The organism is Anaeromonas frigoriresistens (assembly GCF_016820655.1).
Taxonomy (GTDB): domain Bacteria; phylum Bacillota; class Clostridia; order Tissierellales; family SIT17; genus Anaeromonas; species Anaeromonas frigoriresistens.
The window spans coordinates 1-16,976 of record NZ_WSFT01000016.1 but is presented as its reverse complement, the minus strand read 5'-3'; the positions used below and the strand labels follow the sequence as shown (position 1 = coordinate 16,976).

The window sequence follows — 16,976 nt, the reverse complement described above, 5'->3', positions numbered from 1 at the left end:
ATAAGTAAATGAAAGCTACAGCAAAAGCAAATACCAATATTGCATTGATAAAATATTGGGGAAAACGTGATGAGAACTTGTTTTTACCTATGAATAGTAGTATATCTATTACTCTTGATAAGTTTTATACTATAACTACTGTAGAATTCAAAGAAAAACTGGATAGTGATATTTTTATTTTAAACAAGAATATAGAAAGTAATAGTGAGAGAGATAAGGTTTCTAGATTTCTTGATCGCATAAGAAAAAGGACAGGAACTAACTTACATGCAGAAATTATTTCGGAAAATAAAGTACCTACAGCTGCAGGGTTTGCTTCCTCTGCATCTGGATTTGCTGCCTTAGCAGCTGCAGCATCGAAATCTCTTAATTTAGATTTAGATAAGAAAGATATATCAATTCTAGCTCGTCAAGGGTCAGGATCTGCTAGTCGTTCTATCTATGGAGGATTTGTAGAGTGGCAAAAGGGAATACAAAAAGATGGACAAGATTCCTTTGCTAAACCACTATTATCAGAAAAGGATTGGAATATTAGTATATTATCAGTTGTTGTAGCTTCGAAAGAAAAAAATGTATCAAGTAGAGAAGGAATGAAACGTACAATTGAGACTTCTCCTTTTTATTCTGGCTGGCTAAGTACTGTAGAAAAAGATTTGGTAATGGTAAGAGAAGCAATAAATGCACAGGATTTTGAAAGACTTGGAGAAGTAGTTGAAGGGAATGCATTAAAAATGCATGCTACCATGTTAGGAGCTGAACCTCCAGTTTTGTATTGGCAAAGTGGAACGATGGAGGTAATTCATTATATTCAAAGTCTAAGGCTATCTGGTATTCCTGTTTATCTTACTATAGATGCTGGTCCAAATGTAAAGGTTCTTTGTTTGCCAACTGACGAGAAGCGTATTTATGAATCTTTATTAAGCCTACCTTCTGTTAAAGAGGTTATTACTTGTCATCCAGGTGAAGGAATTACCTATTTATAAAAATTTAAATATAGGAGTTGAGTGAATGAATATAATACATGAGTCACTAGAAGAAAGTGAGAGAATGGATTTAAAAGAGAATATTGAAATTTGGGAGGATATAGTCAACATTAAACATCTGGTTATATCTCTTATTGTTTGTAGTAGTACAACCCTTGGAGGATATTTCATTGCACCTCAAGAACCTCCTAAGCCACTATTTTTTGGTTTAACTGGTGCAATTATTGGATTTATTATCTGTACTATTTTTATTAAACCTAAAAGGTTATTTATAGAAGCAAATCAGGAGGATTAATATGGATATTAGTTTAATTTTACAGATGATTATTGCCGCTGCTATTGCAGCGGTTATGTATACTATTATTGGTGCTGCTCCAGGAGCAGATGAAACTGCAACTATAGCACCAATAACTTTAGTATTAGTTTTATCAGGAATACAGCCTGCTGTAATACTGGCCTTCTTTATTTCAGCTATTATAGCATGTAAATTGATTGATGCAGTTCCTGTTTCAATAGCAGGGATTCCTGCTGGTGTTATGTCTACGCCGATGGTAGAACATGCTATGATCTTGAAAAAAAATGGTCTAACAGACACTAGTATTCGAAAAATTGCTTCAGGAGCTATTATAGGAACTATTATTTCTATACCAGTAAGTTTATTTCTAGCTCAAGCCTTGATTCCCTTTGCAATGGTTATTAAAAAGTATGGAGATCCAGTGTTTTTTATTGGGGCTGTATTATTAGCCCTCATGAGTAAGAAAAGATGGATAGCCCTAGCTTCAATACTACCCTTTGCAATATTAATTCAAGGACTTCGTTATATGTATTGGGGAATTGGAGTAGTACCAGAAGGAACTAATGTATTTATTTCTTTTTTCTTAGGTATTACTATTGGCCCTGTGATTTTAACCTTATTTGAAATGTTAAATAAAGATAAAAGAGACAGTATGCCACGATTTGATAAGAAAACAATTTATTTAAAAAAGGGAGATAAAATCAATAAATTTCCAAATCCATTTAAGATTTTAACAAAGAAAGAGGTTGGTTATAGTGCATTAGCTTCCCTTATTGGATCTGTTACCTTTATATTAAGTCCTGTTGGTATGACTACTTTCTTTGGAGAGTTGTTTGCTAGCGGTACAAAGGACCCAGTTGAGAAGGCATCAATTGCAGTATCTACCATGGAAGCCTTAGCTCAGGCAACCTATATTTCTGGAACATTAATTCCACTTATTGCTTTAGGGATACCCTTATCACCTATGGCTATTGGACCAGCTAATCCGTTATTTAATGCTCCACCGGTTTATAACTTAGAGAATAATATGCACCATCTATTATCAACTTCAGATTTTGTTTGGGCAACTCTTATTGGAGCTGTGATTGCTTCAGTCTTTACATTCTATATTGCAGTTAAGTATTCCCAGGAAATTTGTACCTTTGTGTTTAAAAGAATACCCCATGAAGCAATGTTAGGTCTATTTTTTAGTTTAGTATTATTGTTAGCTTTTATAGATGCAGGATGGATTAATATCGCTGGTGTTCTTTTAATAGGGATTGTATCAGGGGTATTATTTAGATTGGGAGTTAATTATGGTGTTCTATTTATGACTTTATATTCAGCACCATGGATTATTAAAATGTTATCGATTTTATAGTTAAGGAGAGGAATAGTAATGACCTATTCAAGCTATAGTGTGAAAATTCCAGGAAAGCTAATGATTGCTGGTGAGTATGCTGTACTAGAACCTAAGCAGAAGTCAGTGGTTATAGCTGTAGATCGTTATGTAACTGCTTATATAGAACCAGATAAAAAAAATCAGATTTCTATTCCCCAGTGGAAAATAGAAGGTATTACATGGGAAATGAATGATGAAAGGATACAGTTTGGTGTATCAGATTCACGATTGAAATTTATCCAAAATTCCATTACGGTGGCGATAAGATTTTTACAAGAAAAATCAGTAAAACTTCAACCCTTTAAGATACAAATTAAAAGTGAACTTAATGATCCTTTGACAGGGAAAAAATATGGACTTGGCTCTAGTGCAGCTATTGTGGTCGCTGTTATTTCTGCTGTTTTAAGGTACCATACTGAAGAGGGTGAATATCCTATAAAAGAACAAATTTTTAAACTTTCTGCTATTGCACATTTAAAAACTCAAGGAAATGGTTCAGGAGCTGATATTGCTGCAGCTGTTTATGGAGGTTGGCTTGAGTATACTGCTTTTAGTTCAGAGTGGATATTAAATGAGTTAGAGGAAGGTAAAGGTATAATAGAGCTGATATATACATCCTGGCCTAATTTGGTGATCAAGTCATTAACTCCTCCATCATCCCTTGAATTAGTTGTTGGATGGACAAAGGAAGCAGCAGCAACAGCACCTATGATCAAGAGGGTTAAAAATTTTCGTGATAGTAATATAGATGATTACAATGGGTTTCTAAGGGAAAGCTATATTTCAGTAGAACAATTGATTAATAGTTTTGAGAAAAATGATTGTAAAGAGGCCATCAATAGTTTAGCACAAAATAGGAAAACACTTCAAAAACTTGATGAAATGACCGGTATTACTATCGAAACAGCCGAACTAAAAACTTTATGTGATATTGCTGAAGCATTTGGAAGTGGCAAATCATCAGGAGCTGGAGGAGGAGACTGTGGAATTGCTTTTCTGAAAAGTGATAATCAAAAAGAAGAGTTATATAGAGCATGGAAGGCAGTTAATATTAGTCCATTAAATTTAAGTATATCAAAAAAAGGTATTTCAATAGTAAAGGAGACGTAAAAGTAGAAGGGTTAGTTCTTTCTGCTTTTTTATTTTTTAATATTATCAGAATGGTTATTTTAAAGCTCTTGTTATGTTTGGGTAAAGAAAAATTATATATAAAGTTGGTATTTTTATTAGATTGATATAAGTTTATAATAGCAATAAAGGGGGATATGCTTATGTCTATTAAATTTAGAAATTATACCTCGAAAGCAGGTATTACAGATGATTATTTTAAAGTAAGAGATTTTTTTATAAATTTAGGTTATAGGGAATTTACCTATGCGAGATGGGATTGGATGATAACCCATGGTTACTTAGATAAGAATTCAGTAGGAAAGATTGGTTTATGGGAGGATTCTAATAAGATAGTAGGTATAGCCACATTTGATGTTCAACCTGGTACTGCATATTGCTTGTCTTTTCCAGAATATGAGTACTTAAAAAAAGATATGCTATTATATGCAAAAGATAATTTATTTAAAGATGGAAAGTTTGGTGTAGTGATTTCAGATTCAGATAGGTATTTTCAAGATATCGCTGCTGAGCTTGGATTTGTGGCTACTGAGGATAAAGAAAGTGATGCTATTTTTTATTTAGATAAAACATCTACAGATTATTCTTTACCAGAAGGATTTAAAATTACTACTATGAAGGATACGTATGACCTATATCAATACTACCGTGTTTTATGGAAAGGATTTAATCATGAATTAAATGGAGAAGGAGAATTTACCTTTTCAAAAGAGACAGAAGAAGAAGGAAATAATCAGATGAAACGTCCTAATGTAGACTTGAATTTAAAAGTAGCTGTGGTAGCTCCAGATGGTAATTTTGTTTCTTATTGTGGAATGTGGTACGATGAGGAGGGGGACTATGCAGTTATAGAACCTGTGGCAACAGATCCTGATTATAGAAAAATGGGATTAGGTAAGGCTGCAGTTATAGAAGGCATTCGTCGTGTTGGAGAACTGGGGGCAAAGAAAATTTTAGTAGGCTCATCACAACAATTTTACTATAATATTGGACTTAGACCATTTGCAACAGCAACTGAGTGGATACATAAATAAGATTGTGACAACTAGTTTATTACTATAATGTATTAGTTTTATTAAATAGGATATTAACATCAATAGCTAGTCTTTTTCTAATGTTTTTTCTTATGAAAAGTAAAAATAATTTGCCTAGTTCTTGCATATAAATATGATGATAAAGTATAGTATAAATGATAGATAATATTTATTAAAAATCAGAATATGTAAATAAATAGCTTTAATATTAATATAAGTAGTATCGTATTGTATTAATTTTAAAATAATAATTAGAAAAAAGAAGGAGGAATAACATTGAAATCTAATAGACTAAATAAAGTACTTAAATCAATGAAAGATAATAATCTAAATCAACTTATAATTTCGGATCCAGCTTCTATATTTTATCTTGCAGGAGAGTGGATACATCCAGGGGAAAGGATGCTTGCTCTTTATTTAAACACTAAGGGAGGTCACAAATTATTTGTAAATAAACTATTCCCTATAAGGGAAGACCTAGGGGTAGAAATAGTTTCCTTTGATGATACTGATGATTGCGTAAAAATTCTTTCTGAGAGCTTAATGAATGACCAGACTGTTGGAATAGATAAAAACTGGCCTTCTAGTTTTCTTATAAGACTTATGGAACTTAATGGAGCAAGGGCTTATGTTAATGGATCTTTCATAGTAGATAGAGCTAGAATGATAAAGGATAGTGAAGAAATAGAGCTAATGAGAAATACATCAAGGTTAAATGATATGGCAATTGAGAAACTAAAAGAGGCAGTTCTTGAAGGATATACTGAAAAAGATATGACTCAAGTTTTACTTTCTATATATAAAGAGATTGGAGCTGAAGGCTTCTCATTTAATCCTATAATAGCCTATGGACCAAATGCTGCAAATCCTCACCATGAAAATGGACTTAGTACGCCAAAGAAGGGTGACAGTATTATATTAGATATAGGTTGTGTAAAGGATTCATATTGTTCTGACATGACTAGAACAGTATTCTTTAAAGAAGTAGATGAAAAGTCTAAAGAAGTATTTAATATAGTTTTAGAAGCAAACAAAAAAGCTATAGCTAAAGTTAAACCAGGAGTTAGATTCTGTGATATAGACCTTGCTGCAAGAGATTATATAGAGTCAATGGGATATGGAGAGTATTTTACCCATAGGACGGGGCATTCTATAGGAATAGAAGTTCATGACTTTGGAGATGTATCCTCTGTAAACACTGATGTGTTAGAACCTGGAATGATATTTTCAATTGAACCAGGAATATATATCCCGGGGAAGGTTGGAGTGAGAATAGAAGATCTTGTCTTGGTAACAGAAGATGGATGTGAAGTTCTCAATAAAGCTAACAAGGAACTAGAAATAATAGGATAGAAGCAAAGAAGACGGATCTTTTTGCTTCCAATAAAAATAGATTTTCCCTCAGACGAGTAAGTTTGAGGTTTTTTTATTTATATATTAATAGCATTTCATGATTCTTTAATAATCAGTTAATAAATAGTTAAGGATTTAAAGGTCATCCTTATATTACTATATAGATAACAGATAATGAAGTTTATCAAAAGGATAATAAATCTTATATAAAGATTCTGAAAAATAAAAATTAATAAATATTATTTATTGAAAAGTAGAGGGGAATGGAAAAATGAAATCAATTGTATTAGAAGGGAAAAGTCTTTGTAAAACATTTACTAATGGAGAAGTATCAGCTAATGTTATAAGGAACTTAGATGTTGAGGTTTATCAAGGGGATTTTACAGTTATTATGGGGACTTCAGGGGCAGGTAAATCTACACTATTGTATTTGTTAAGTGGTATAGATGATATTACATCTGGAGAAATGTATTTAAATGAAAAAAGAATTGATAATTTGAAAGAGAATAAAATGATAGATATTAGAAGAAATCAAATTGGATTTGTATTTCAAGAGCCAAATCTTATAGATGATTTTTCAGTATATGAAAATATTATTATAACAGGATATTTAGGAACAAAAAATCGAAAAGAAGTCCACAGGAACACAGATGAATTGCTAGAAAAAATCGATATGATAGAACATAAAAATAAATATCCTTCACAATTATCAGGAGGACAAAAACAGCGTGTAGCCATTGCTAGAAGTCTAATTAATAATCCAAATATAGTATTTGCGGATGAACCCACAGGGGCTCTTAATGCTAAACAAAGCAAACAGGCTTTAGATTTGCTATCAAATATTAATGGTTCAGGTCAAACAATATTGATGGTTACCCATGACTTAAAAGCTGCATGTAGAGGTAATAGAATTCTTTATATTAAGGATGGTAAGATCGATGGAGAATTAAATCTAGATCAGTTTATGGTTGATAGCTTGGAAGAGAGGGAAAAATATATATTTGACTTTATTATGAGTAAGGGGTGGTAATATTATGATTGGATTAAAATCAGCAATAGCTATGTTAAGAAGAAAGAAAATGCAAAGCTTTCTAATTGGGTTAATAATTATGCTGACATCATTATTGATATATATAGGATTATCTTTAATTAATCAAACAGCTCCATTTGATGAGATGTATAGTCGGGCGAATGCATCAGAGAGTTTGTTATATTTAGACTCTAGTGTAAGTGATGTAGATGACATCAAAAGGTGGGTCGAGGATTATAACACGGTAAAGAGTGTCAGCGAGTTTAGCTCCTACGATGTTAATGTTGAATATATGAAAGATGATGAAAAAGTTAATAATACCATATTATTAACAGAATTTATAGAAGATAGCAAACAAGATATAGTATATATTGATGAAAATGAAATAGCTACAGAACCAAATGGTAATGAGATATATATACCAAATAATTTTGCTAGTAATAATGAAATAGAAGTTGGAGATACATTAAAGGTTAATTTGGATAATAACATCTATGAACTTATAGTGGCTAAACTTGTTGTGGACCCCCAATTTAACAATGGATTTATGTCCCCCTTTAGGTGTTTTGTAGCTGAGGATTTTTTTGAAGAAAAGAATATTAGTTCAAATATAACATTATTAGGTATTAAATATAAAGATTTTAGTACTGAAAAAGAAAAGGTTTTTAAAAAGGACTTTGGTACTTATATGCTTAATAAGGTCCAACCATCCTTTATAAAATATTCAGATATTAATGCTGCCTATAATATGATTGGAAATATTATTGCATCAGCTTTATTATTAGTATCAATTTTTATGTTTATCATTGTTATATTTATTATACGGGTTACAATTAGAAATCAAATTTTACAGCAGTATAAAACTATAGGAGTAAGAAAAGTAATTGGATATAGTAAGAAGCAAATTATGCAAATCTTTATATATATGTATATAATAATTGGCATAATTGCATCATCTCTCGGCGCATTATTAGGAGTTCCAGTAAGAAATATGTTAGAAGAAATATTAACAAGAGATATGAAGGTTCGGGCTAATACTACCTTAGGTCAGTATTTCTTTATTACTATAGGAATAATATTGGTATTATTGCTATTATTTGTATTTCTCACTGCCAGTAAAGCAAATAAAATTAAGCCAATTCAAGCTATAAAATACGGTATGCCACAGAATAAAGTAAAAAGATCCAAGTTCAGTGTATCTCAATTACAAAAAGCTCCATTAAGTTTTGTTCTAGCTATAAAGCAAATACTTATGGATAAAAGAAAGACAGTGGTAAGTATAGTTTCTATAATGATTATTGCATTTGTGAGTTTGACAATTAGTAATATTTCTGGATCTATGTCAAATCCTAGACATTTCTCAAAATATTTAATAGGTATTACGGCAGGAGAGGTTTCAGTAACTGATTCTAGTAACAAATCCATTACAGAAGTTATAAATAAACTAGAGGGCATCGAAAGTGTTGAAAGTGCAGTATTTAATACAAAAGAATTATCGGTTAGTACCCTCTCTAAAGATGGAAGGGAAAATATTCCTTTGTTAGGTGCAACTCTATATGGTGATTTAGATAAAAACACCATTGTATTAGTAGAAGGTAGAGGACCAGTTAATAGTAATGAAATTGTTATCAGTTCACTAGTATCACAGAAGGCTGGTAAAACAATTGGAGATTATATCGTAATTAAAAATACAAGTAAAGATAAAAAATATTTAATTACAGGAATATATGAATCAGTTATGCATTCAGGATTATCCTATGTGACTGTTGAAAAAAACATTCCTTCAGATTTAGACATTGAAAATGGATTTTATTGGTTATATATGAGTACAGAAAATGTTATAATGGAAGAAATAGAAGCAAATGTTGTTGGTGTATTGGGAAATGAGGTGGCTGTATCCGAATATGATAGTGATTCACTACAGATAATTAACACAGTAAAAACACTACCATTAGTAACCAATATGATACTAGGTATTTTCTTAATTGTATGTGGAATTATTATATTTAATTGGACTCTTATTGACATTAGTAAATCAACAAAGGTATATGGAATATTAAAAGCCACAGGCTTTAGCAATAAACAAATGAGGATTTTACTAATAGTTAAGTCATTAACATTGACAGTGATGGGAGTCTTCGCTGGATATATTCTATGTTTGTTGACTATAGATAAAGTAATGACGACTATGTTTGCTGTAACGCCATATAGATCAATTAAATTACCAGTAAGTTTTATCCACAGTCAAGGTATATTGATTGTCTTACTATATTGTGTAATAGCATTAATAGCTACTCTTATACCCACAAAAAAAATTGCTAGTATTTCACCAAAGGATTTGATTACTGAATAAATCGAGGTGTTTTATATGAATAAGAGACGAGTGCTTATTGTAGATGATGAAAAGGAAATTGCAGACATACTAAGGGACTTCATAACAACTGAAGGTATGGAAGCTATGACTGCTTATAATGGGGGAGAGGCTTATGAGAAATTTAAAAGTTTCTCTCCATCTCTTGTTATATTAGATATTATGCTCCCGGATAATGATGGTATGGAGATATGTAGGCGTATCCGTAATGAATCAGATATTCCTATCATTATGTTAAGTGCAAAGGATACAGACATTGATAAAATAATTTCTCTAGGACTAGGTGCGGACGATTACTTAACAAAGCCATTTAGTCCAGCGGTAGTTGTAGCTCATGTAAAAGCTCAATTAAGAAGATATATGTCAACAAATAGAAAGTCTGAAGATGAAGATGGTTTATTTATTAAAAATATGAAGATTAACCTTAAAAAGCACTTAGTGGAAGTAGATGATAAACAGATTGAACTTGTACATAAAGAATTCGAAATATTATGGCTATTAGCTTCTAATGCAGGTACAGTTTTTACAAAAGAACAAATATATGATGAAGTATGGGGTGTGGATGAGTTTGGAGAAATAGGTACTGTAACTGTTCATATAAGGAAACTAAGAACTAAAATAGAAGCAGATCCTGCTCATCCAATATATATAAAGACTATATGGGGAGTGGGATATAAGTTTGATGATGGGTAGATTTTATAAAATAGGCTATATAAGTACTATCTTATGTACAATTGGTATTATTATAACTTTAATCATTGGATTGAATACATATAAAGAAAAAGAAAGTCCAAATATTATAAATAAAATGCGAGTTAAAGTAAATCCTGAATATAATGTTATACTTGAGAACTGGCCTTTATCTTCAGATGTTAAAAAAATTTTAGATAACAGTTTTGAAAGTAATGGAGTAACTAGTACTATTATTGATTTAGAGGGTAGAGTTCTTTATGAATTTGATAGTCAGTTTAAATTGGGTAGTAAAATTGACATAACAGAGCATTTGTATTTTGACAATAGTTATGAGATTAGAAACAATAAGAAATACTTATTAAGTTTACCTATATATAATCAAGGAACTGTTGTAGGATTTACTATATTCGAGACGATTATAGAGAGTATAAGAGATGAGAACTATATGCCCTTCCAGTGGTTATTTACCATCATATTACTAAGTATATTATGGATAATAAGTATTATTGTAACAATAATTGGGTATAAAAAGGAGTTATCTAATGGTTTTAGTCAGCTTATTGATGGACTAAATCACGTGTCAAAAGGTATCTTTAAACCATTAAAAGTGCCTAAAGAATCTAAAGAACAAGATATATATATTAGCTATAATCGTATGGTAGAAGAACTATCATATTTAATGAAAAAACAACAATCCTATGAGGGAAAGAGAAAGAGTTTTTTGACAACTATTAGCCACGAACTAAAAACACCTATAGCAACTATTAATGCTTATATCGAAGGATTAGTTAGTGGAGTAGCAAAAGATGAGAAAACAATAAATAATTATCACACAATTATACAGAGCAAAATGAATAGTTTAATGAATCAAGTAAATGATTTATTTAAATATGCTCAATATGATATGAATCAGTTTAAATATAATTTTCAAGAAGTATATGCAGACGATGTTTTTCACAACATATTAAAACCTATTTTTAATAAAGATCGTAAAAGAGAAATCATTATCAGTAATAATATACCTAAGTGCATGATTAATGTGGATATTATTAGAATTGAACAAGTTATTTTAAATTTTTATAATAATGCGATTAAACATACATCGGATGATGGCACAATAAAAATAGAAGGATACAGACAGGAAAATGAATTGTTAATTTCTGTTGAAGATAATGGAGAAGGTATTGAGTCTAGAGATTTACCATATATATTTGATTATTATTATCAAGGAAAGACATCAAAGGAATCAGATTATGAAGGCGTAGGATTAGGTCTTGCTATATGTAAAGAGATAATAAGTAAACATGGTGGGAAAATATTTGTCAAAAGTCAACTGAATAAAGGTACAAAGATTAGTTTTACTATACCAGTGGTGTAAAAAGCAGAGGGGACGGTTCCTTCTGCTTTTTCAATATACTCATATGAATTAAAGTTTCCTTACAAGTCAATCCTAAATATAAAATAACAGGAAAGCGGGAGGTTTATATGAATAATAGGGATTTAATTAATAAGGCCTATGAAATTAGTGATAAATATAAAGTTATATTAAAAGGGAATCTTATGATAAATGGAGATGTTAACTGTATACTTTTTGCTCATTATTGTAAGAGTACATTGTTTTATAAGGATTTTTTTAACGTTACTAGTGATATTTTTAAAGTGCATCGGCTTGCAAGTAAGAATTTAAAGGAAATAAAGAAAATTATAAAAATTTATGGATATAATAAAATTTGGACAAAAGGAGTATTTTCTGTGTATGGAGATTTAAGACCTTTAGCTATAGAAGCAGGATTTGGAAAATGGTCTGAGAATGGATTAGTTAAGAATGAAATATATGGAACTAATTTTCTGATCACCGCTATATTTTATAAATAGCAATTATATATTTTTTACATTCTAATATTTTTAAATTTAATTATATCTAATTATTTAAAGAAATATATATTTGGGTAAAAAAGTATAATAAAGTGGTAGGAGAAAACACTAAAAGAGAATGTAGAATGCTTTATATAAAAGAAAATTTTAAGATAAAAAGATATCAGAAGAGAAGGAGATATGATGACAAATAAAAATTTAATAATAAAAACAGGATGGAATTTTGACAATAGTTATGCCCGTTTACCAGAATTATTTTTCACTAGACTTAAACCCACTCCCGTATCATCATCTAAGTTAGTAGTTCTTAATCGTACCTTAGCAACATCCCTAGGACTGAATGATAAGGGATTAAAGGAAAAGGATGAAGTAGAAGTATTTGCTGGAAATCGAGTTCCTGAGGGGGCAGTGCCTCTTTCTCAAGCTTATGCAGGACATCAATTTGGTCGTTTTACGATGCTAGGAGATGGTCGAGCTATACTGATTGGTGAACAAATCAGCTCTAAAGGAGAACGATTTGATATTCAGCTAAAAGGTTCTGGCAGAACTCCTTATTCCCGGGGGGGAGATGGTCGAGCAACTCTTGGACCTATGCTTAGGGAGTACATCATAAGTGAGGCTATGTATGCCCTTGGTATACCTACTACACGGAGTCTAGCAGTTGTCACAACTGGTGAATCAGTAACTCGTCAAACTAAGTTACCAGGTGCAATTCTTACCAGAGTAGCTGCCAGTCATATTCGAGTAGGTACCTTTCAATACGTCTCAAACTGGGGAAATGTTGAAGAGCTTCGTACCTTGGCTGATTACACATTAGAAAGACATTTTCCAGGTTATAAAAAGGAGAGTAATCCTTATGTTTTCTTGCTTCAAGAAGTGATCAAAGTTCAAGCTAAATTAATTGCAAGATGGCAATTGGTTGGATTTATTCATGGGGTAATGAATACCGATAATATGACTATTAGTGGAGAAACAATTGATTATGGTCCTTGTGCTTTTATGGATCAATATGATCCATCAACAGTATTTAGTTCAATTGATATTAATGGACGTTATGCCTATGGTAATCAACCTTCCATGGCGGCTTGGAATCTTGCCAGGTTTGCTGAAACATTATTGCCCTTATTAGATGATGAGGAGGAACAAGCTATTAAATTGGCTGAAAACACACTTTCAAAATTTAGTGAGTTGTATCGCTGTAATTGGCTTGGAGGAATGAGAGCGAAACTGGGGATATTTAATCAAGAGGAACAGGACGAATCTCTTATTGAAGACCTTTTCAGTATTATGCATAAACATAAATCAGATTATACTAACACTTTTCGTGCATTAACTCTTAATAAGTTAGAAGATATGGAATTGTTTAAGGCTTCTGATTTTAAAACCTGGTATGGTCGATGGCAAGATAGATTAAGTAGACAGGAAGAATCAAAGGAATCTTCTCAGAAATTGATGAAAAATAATAATCCAGCAGTAATTCCTCGCAATCACAGAGTAGAAGCAGCTCTAGAATCAGCGGAAAAAAGAGGAGATTACAGTATAATGGAGAGACTTCTTGATATTCTTTCTAAGCCTTATGCCTATACCACTGAACAGAATGAGTATTCCGAACTACCACCTCCATCAAGTCTTCCTTATCGAACTTTTTGTGGTACTTGATATAGAAATCTATGTATAGCTAACATATAAAATTTAAATTATATTATAAATTCCCTCAAACTGATTGATTTGGGGGTTTTTATATTTTAGAGCACCAGTATATGTAGAAAAGTTTAGTTATGGATTTGTAATGGAGAATCTGGGGAGATAACTTACTTTATTCTGCAAATAGACCAAATTAATGATAAAATATAGGAGGATTATTAATAATAAGAATGAAAAGGATGCTTTTTTATGACAAAAACATTAATAGTAGCAGAAAAACCAAGTGTAGCAAGAGATATTGCATCAGTAATTATAAAGGGACCCAGTTCTTCAAAAACTGGATATATTGAAGGAAAAAAATACATAATTACCTGGGCAATAGGACACTTAGTAACCCTTTGCGAACCAGATCATTATGATGAGAAATATAAAAAGTGGAATATGGTAGATTTACCCATTATACCAGAAGAATTTATACTAAAACCATCATCTAAAACGAAAAAACAATTTGATATCGTAAAGAAACTCATGAATAGTAAAGAAGTAGAAGGTATAATATGCGCCACAGACTCAGGGCGAGAGGGAGAACTAATTTTTAGATATATTTATCAACTGGCAAACTGTAATACAACTTTCAAAAGATTATGGATTAGCTCTATGACTGAAGAGGCCATAAAAAAAGGATTTGATGAATTAAAAGATGGTACAGAATATGATGCTTTGTATCAATCAGCTCGTTGTAGAAGTGAAGCAGACTGGCTAATTGGTATGAATGGTACTAGGGCTTATACCATAAAGAATAATATACTTTTTAGTATAGGTAGAGTTCAGACCCCTACTTTAGCGATGATTGTTAATAGAGATATGGAGATTAAAAACTTTAAGCCTCAAGACTATTGGGAAGTAAAAAGTATCTATGATAATTTTCAAGGTTTATGGACAGATATAAAAGAAAATAGCAGTAAAATATCTAGTGAAGAAAATGCCAAAACCATTGCCAATAAGGTAAAAGGAAGTACAGGAGAAGTCATTGACATAAAAAAGGAGAAGAAAAGCCAACCTGCTCCATTGCTCTATGACTTAACGGAATTACAAAGAGATGGTAATAAGTATTTTGGATATACAGCTAAAGAAACTTTAAATATTGCTCAAAGTCTCTATGAAAAGCATAAACTAATAACTTATCCTCGTACTGATAGCAGATATTTGTCTAAAGATATGAAGAGTATTGTAAAGGAAACATTAGAAAAGCTAAGGATTAATCCATATGAGCAATACATATCTAAAATTATTGATAAACTGAAATTTACGTCACGAATTATTAATGATAAGAAAATAACTGATCACCATGCATGTATTCCTACCCCTAAAACTCCTAATATACAAAGATTGAATATAAAGGAAAAGAATATATATAATCTCATTGTAAAAAGATTGATAACTGTATTCTTTCCTAGGTATAAATATGAAACTACTACTATTGTAGTAGAAAATCAAGGGGAAGACTTTGTATCAAAAGGAAAGGTAGTAACAGATTGGGGTTGGAAGCTTATTTATATGAATGATGAAAAAAAGGAAAAAGATTCTGAACAACAACTTCCTTCCTTAAAGAAAGGAGAAAATCTTCTGTTTAAAGATACAGAGATTATAAAAAAACAAACTAAACCTCCAAAGCAGTATACAGAAAGCACATTATTAAGTGCTATGGAGAATGCAGGAAGACTTATAGATAGTGAAGAACTAAGAGAGCAATTGAAAGGTAGTGGATTAGGAACCCCTGCTACAAGGGCATCTATTATTGAAAGAATTATTCAAGTAGGTTATATAAAAAGAGAAAAGAAATCCCTTGTACCTACAGTAAAAGGAATATCTATTATAAGTACAATTCCTAATGAACTGAAGTCTCCTGAATTAACAGGAAAATGGGAAAAGGCTCTAAATAATATAGCAAAGGATAAATTTTCTCCAGAGAGATTTATGGAGAGTATCAATAATTTTGCTACATTTATTGTTACAGAGGCAGGAAAAAGTAGAACTATAGAGATAGAAGGGGATATGGCTACATCATTTAAAAGAAAAAGAAGAGGAAAAGCCACAAGACAAAGGCCAGTAATTGGAGTTTGCCCTCTTTGTAAAAAAGGGAATATTACTCAAAATTCAAAGGGGTATGGATGTAGTGAGTATGTGAATTCCTGTAAATTTTTTATTGGTGCATTTATAGCAGGAAAAAAATTAAATAAAACTGAAGTAAAGGATTTAGTTGAAAAGGGAGAAACTTCTGTAATTCAAGGGTTTTCCTATAAAAATGGAGGAACCTTTGAGGCAAAGTTAGTAATTGAAAATGGAAAAGTGGTTTTTGGTAAAAGGTAAAAGTAATATTAATATATTAAAAATATATTCTCATCTTCACATTTTTTTCATAAAATTTATTTATACTTAATAAAGGTTTTAAAAATTAAAATATATTAGATCCTATGACAGGAGGAGAAAGCATGAAAAAATTATTATCAATAGCTATTGTTGGAATAGTATTAATGGCTTCAAGTAATTCTGTATTTGCAGCAAATAATATTTCAAATATGGCAGTTAGTAAAGGTGGACAACATGTTGTACAATGTGCTCAACACATGGATAAAGGTATATCCGATTGTGTACAAATGGTAGAATGTGAGATGTAATCATACCCTCTTATGTTCTGATTGTAAAATAAGTAAAATATAATCTTTAAGAATGGATTATAAATTTAGTAGATTAATAAAAGTTCCCTCAGACATATATGTCTGAGGGAACTTTTATTAATCTAAAATATAGAATTGATATTTCAATAAATTACTCCATTCTATAAATGATTAGGTTGAAATTGAAAAATTTTATCAGATAAAATACTGCTCTTTAGTTTTAAAAATGGAGTAGTATTTTTTTGCATAAAATCAATGTACTACAACGTATTATAGTTATCTTATAAAATCACATCAAAAAACTTGTTTTAAATATGGAGGTTAATACATAAAATGGAATGTGGAGTTGTAAATAAAAAGGGGTGGGCGTCATGGAAAAGGATAAAAAAAAACCAGCAGAAAACCCAACGGAAGAAATAGAGGATGATGAGTTAGAAGAATCTACAGAAGAAATAGATGAAGAAGAATTAGAGGAACCCACAGGAGAAATAGATGAAGAAGAATTAGAGGA

14 protein-coding genes are annotated in these 16,976 nt (G+C 31.1%); all 14 read left to right on the top strand.

Translation table 11 applies throughout. From position 1 onward, the window contains the following. The first annotated feature begins 8 nt into the window (after positions 1-8). The 14 genes from mvaD (at position 9) to GOQ27_RS02740 (ending at position 16,465) form a co-directional block, all read left to right on the top strand. A complete protein-coding gene (gene mvaD / locus GOQ27_RS02805) occupies positions 9-983 on the top strand; it encodes a diphosphomevalonate decarboxylase (RefSeq protein ID WP_203365303.1) in 975 nt (324 codons plus the stop codon). A gap of 25 nt (positions 984-1,008) precedes the next feature. After that, positions 1,009-1,278, top strand: a complete 270-nt coding sequence (locus GOQ27_RS02800; protein ID WP_203365302.1) for a hypothetical protein — start codon at positions 1,009-1,011, stop codon at positions 1,276-1,278. 1 nt (position 1,279) lies between these two features. After that, positions 1,280-2,638, top strand: a complete 1,359-nt coding sequence (locus tag GOQ27_RS02795; protein WP_203365301.1) for a tripartite tricarboxylate transporter permease — start codon at positions 1,280-1,282, stop codon at positions 2,636-2,638. Positions 2,639-2,656: 18 nt separating this feature from the next. Further along, positions 2,657-3,769 carry a phosphomevalonate kinase gene (locus GOQ27_RS02790; protein WP_203365300.1) on the top strand — a complete coding sequence of 371 codons (1,113 nt, stop codon included), beginning with the start codon at positions 2,657-2,659 and terminating at the stop codon, positions 3,767-3,769. Between the two features lie 161 nt (positions 3,770-3,930). After that, the gene (locus GOQ27_RS02785; protein ID WP_203365299.1) at positions 3,931-4,821 is read left to right on the top strand and encodes a GNAT family N-acetyltransferase; all 891 of its coding nucleotides are present in this window, start codon (positions 3,931-3,933) and stop codon (positions 4,819-4,821) included. A gap of 276 nt (positions 4,822-5,097) precedes the next feature. Further along, a complete protein-coding gene (locus tag GOQ27_RS02780; RefSeq protein WP_203365298.1) occupies positions 5,098-6,174 on the top strand; it encodes a M24 family metallopeptidase in 1,077 nt (358 codons plus the stop codon). Positions 6,175-6,445: 271 nt separating this feature from the next. Beyond that, positions 6,446-7,204, top strand: coding sequence for an ABC transporter ATP-binding protein (locus GOQ27_RS02775; protein ID WP_203365297.1), 759 nt, complete (start codon positions 6,446-6,448; stop codon positions 7,202-7,204). A gap of 4 nt (positions 7,205-7,208) precedes the next feature. Next, on the top strand, positions 7,209-9,557 hold the full coding sequence (locus GOQ27_RS02770) for an ABC transporter permease (protein WP_203365296.1): 2,349 nt from the start codon (positions 7,209-7,211) through the stop codon (positions 9,555-9,557). A gap of 15 nt (positions 9,558-9,572) precedes the next feature. Continuing rightward, complete coding sequence (locus GOQ27_RS02765; protein ID WP_203365295.1) at positions 9,573-10,268, top strand: response regulator transcription factor; 696 nt, start codon at positions 9,573-9,575, stop codon at positions 10,266-10,268. Between the two features lie 70 nt (positions 10,269-10,338). Continuing rightward, positions 10,339-11,646 (top strand): sensor histidine kinase, encoded by a 1,308-nt coding sequence (locus tag GOQ27_RS02760; RefSeq protein ID WP_203365294.1) that lies wholly within the window; start codon positions 10,339-10,341, stop codon positions 11,644-11,646. Between the two features lie 107 nt (positions 11,647-11,753). Further along, on the top strand, positions 11,754-12,143 hold the full coding sequence (locus GOQ27_RS02755; protein ID WP_203365293.1) for a hypothetical protein: 390 nt from the start codon (positions 11,754-11,756) through the stop codon (positions 12,141-12,143). 183 nt (positions 12,144-12,326) lie between these two features. Further along, on the top strand, positions 12,327-13,802 hold the full coding sequence (locus tag GOQ27_RS02750) for a protein adenylyltransferase SelO (protein ID WP_203365292.1): 1,476 nt from the start codon (positions 12,327-12,329) through the stop codon (positions 13,800-13,802). A 234-nt stretch (positions 13,803-14,036) separates the two neighbouring features. Then, a complete protein-coding gene (locus GOQ27_RS02745) occupies positions 14,037-16,157 on the top strand; it encodes a DNA topoisomerase III (RefSeq protein WP_203365291.1) in 2,121 nt (706 codons plus the stop codon). 122 nt (positions 16,158-16,279) lie between these two features. Continuing rightward, entirely contained in the window at positions 16,280-16,465 is a 186-nt protein-coding gene (locus tag GOQ27_RS02740) for a hypothetical protein (protein WP_203365290.1), read from the top strand. Positions 16,466-16,976: the final 511 nt, after the last annotated feature.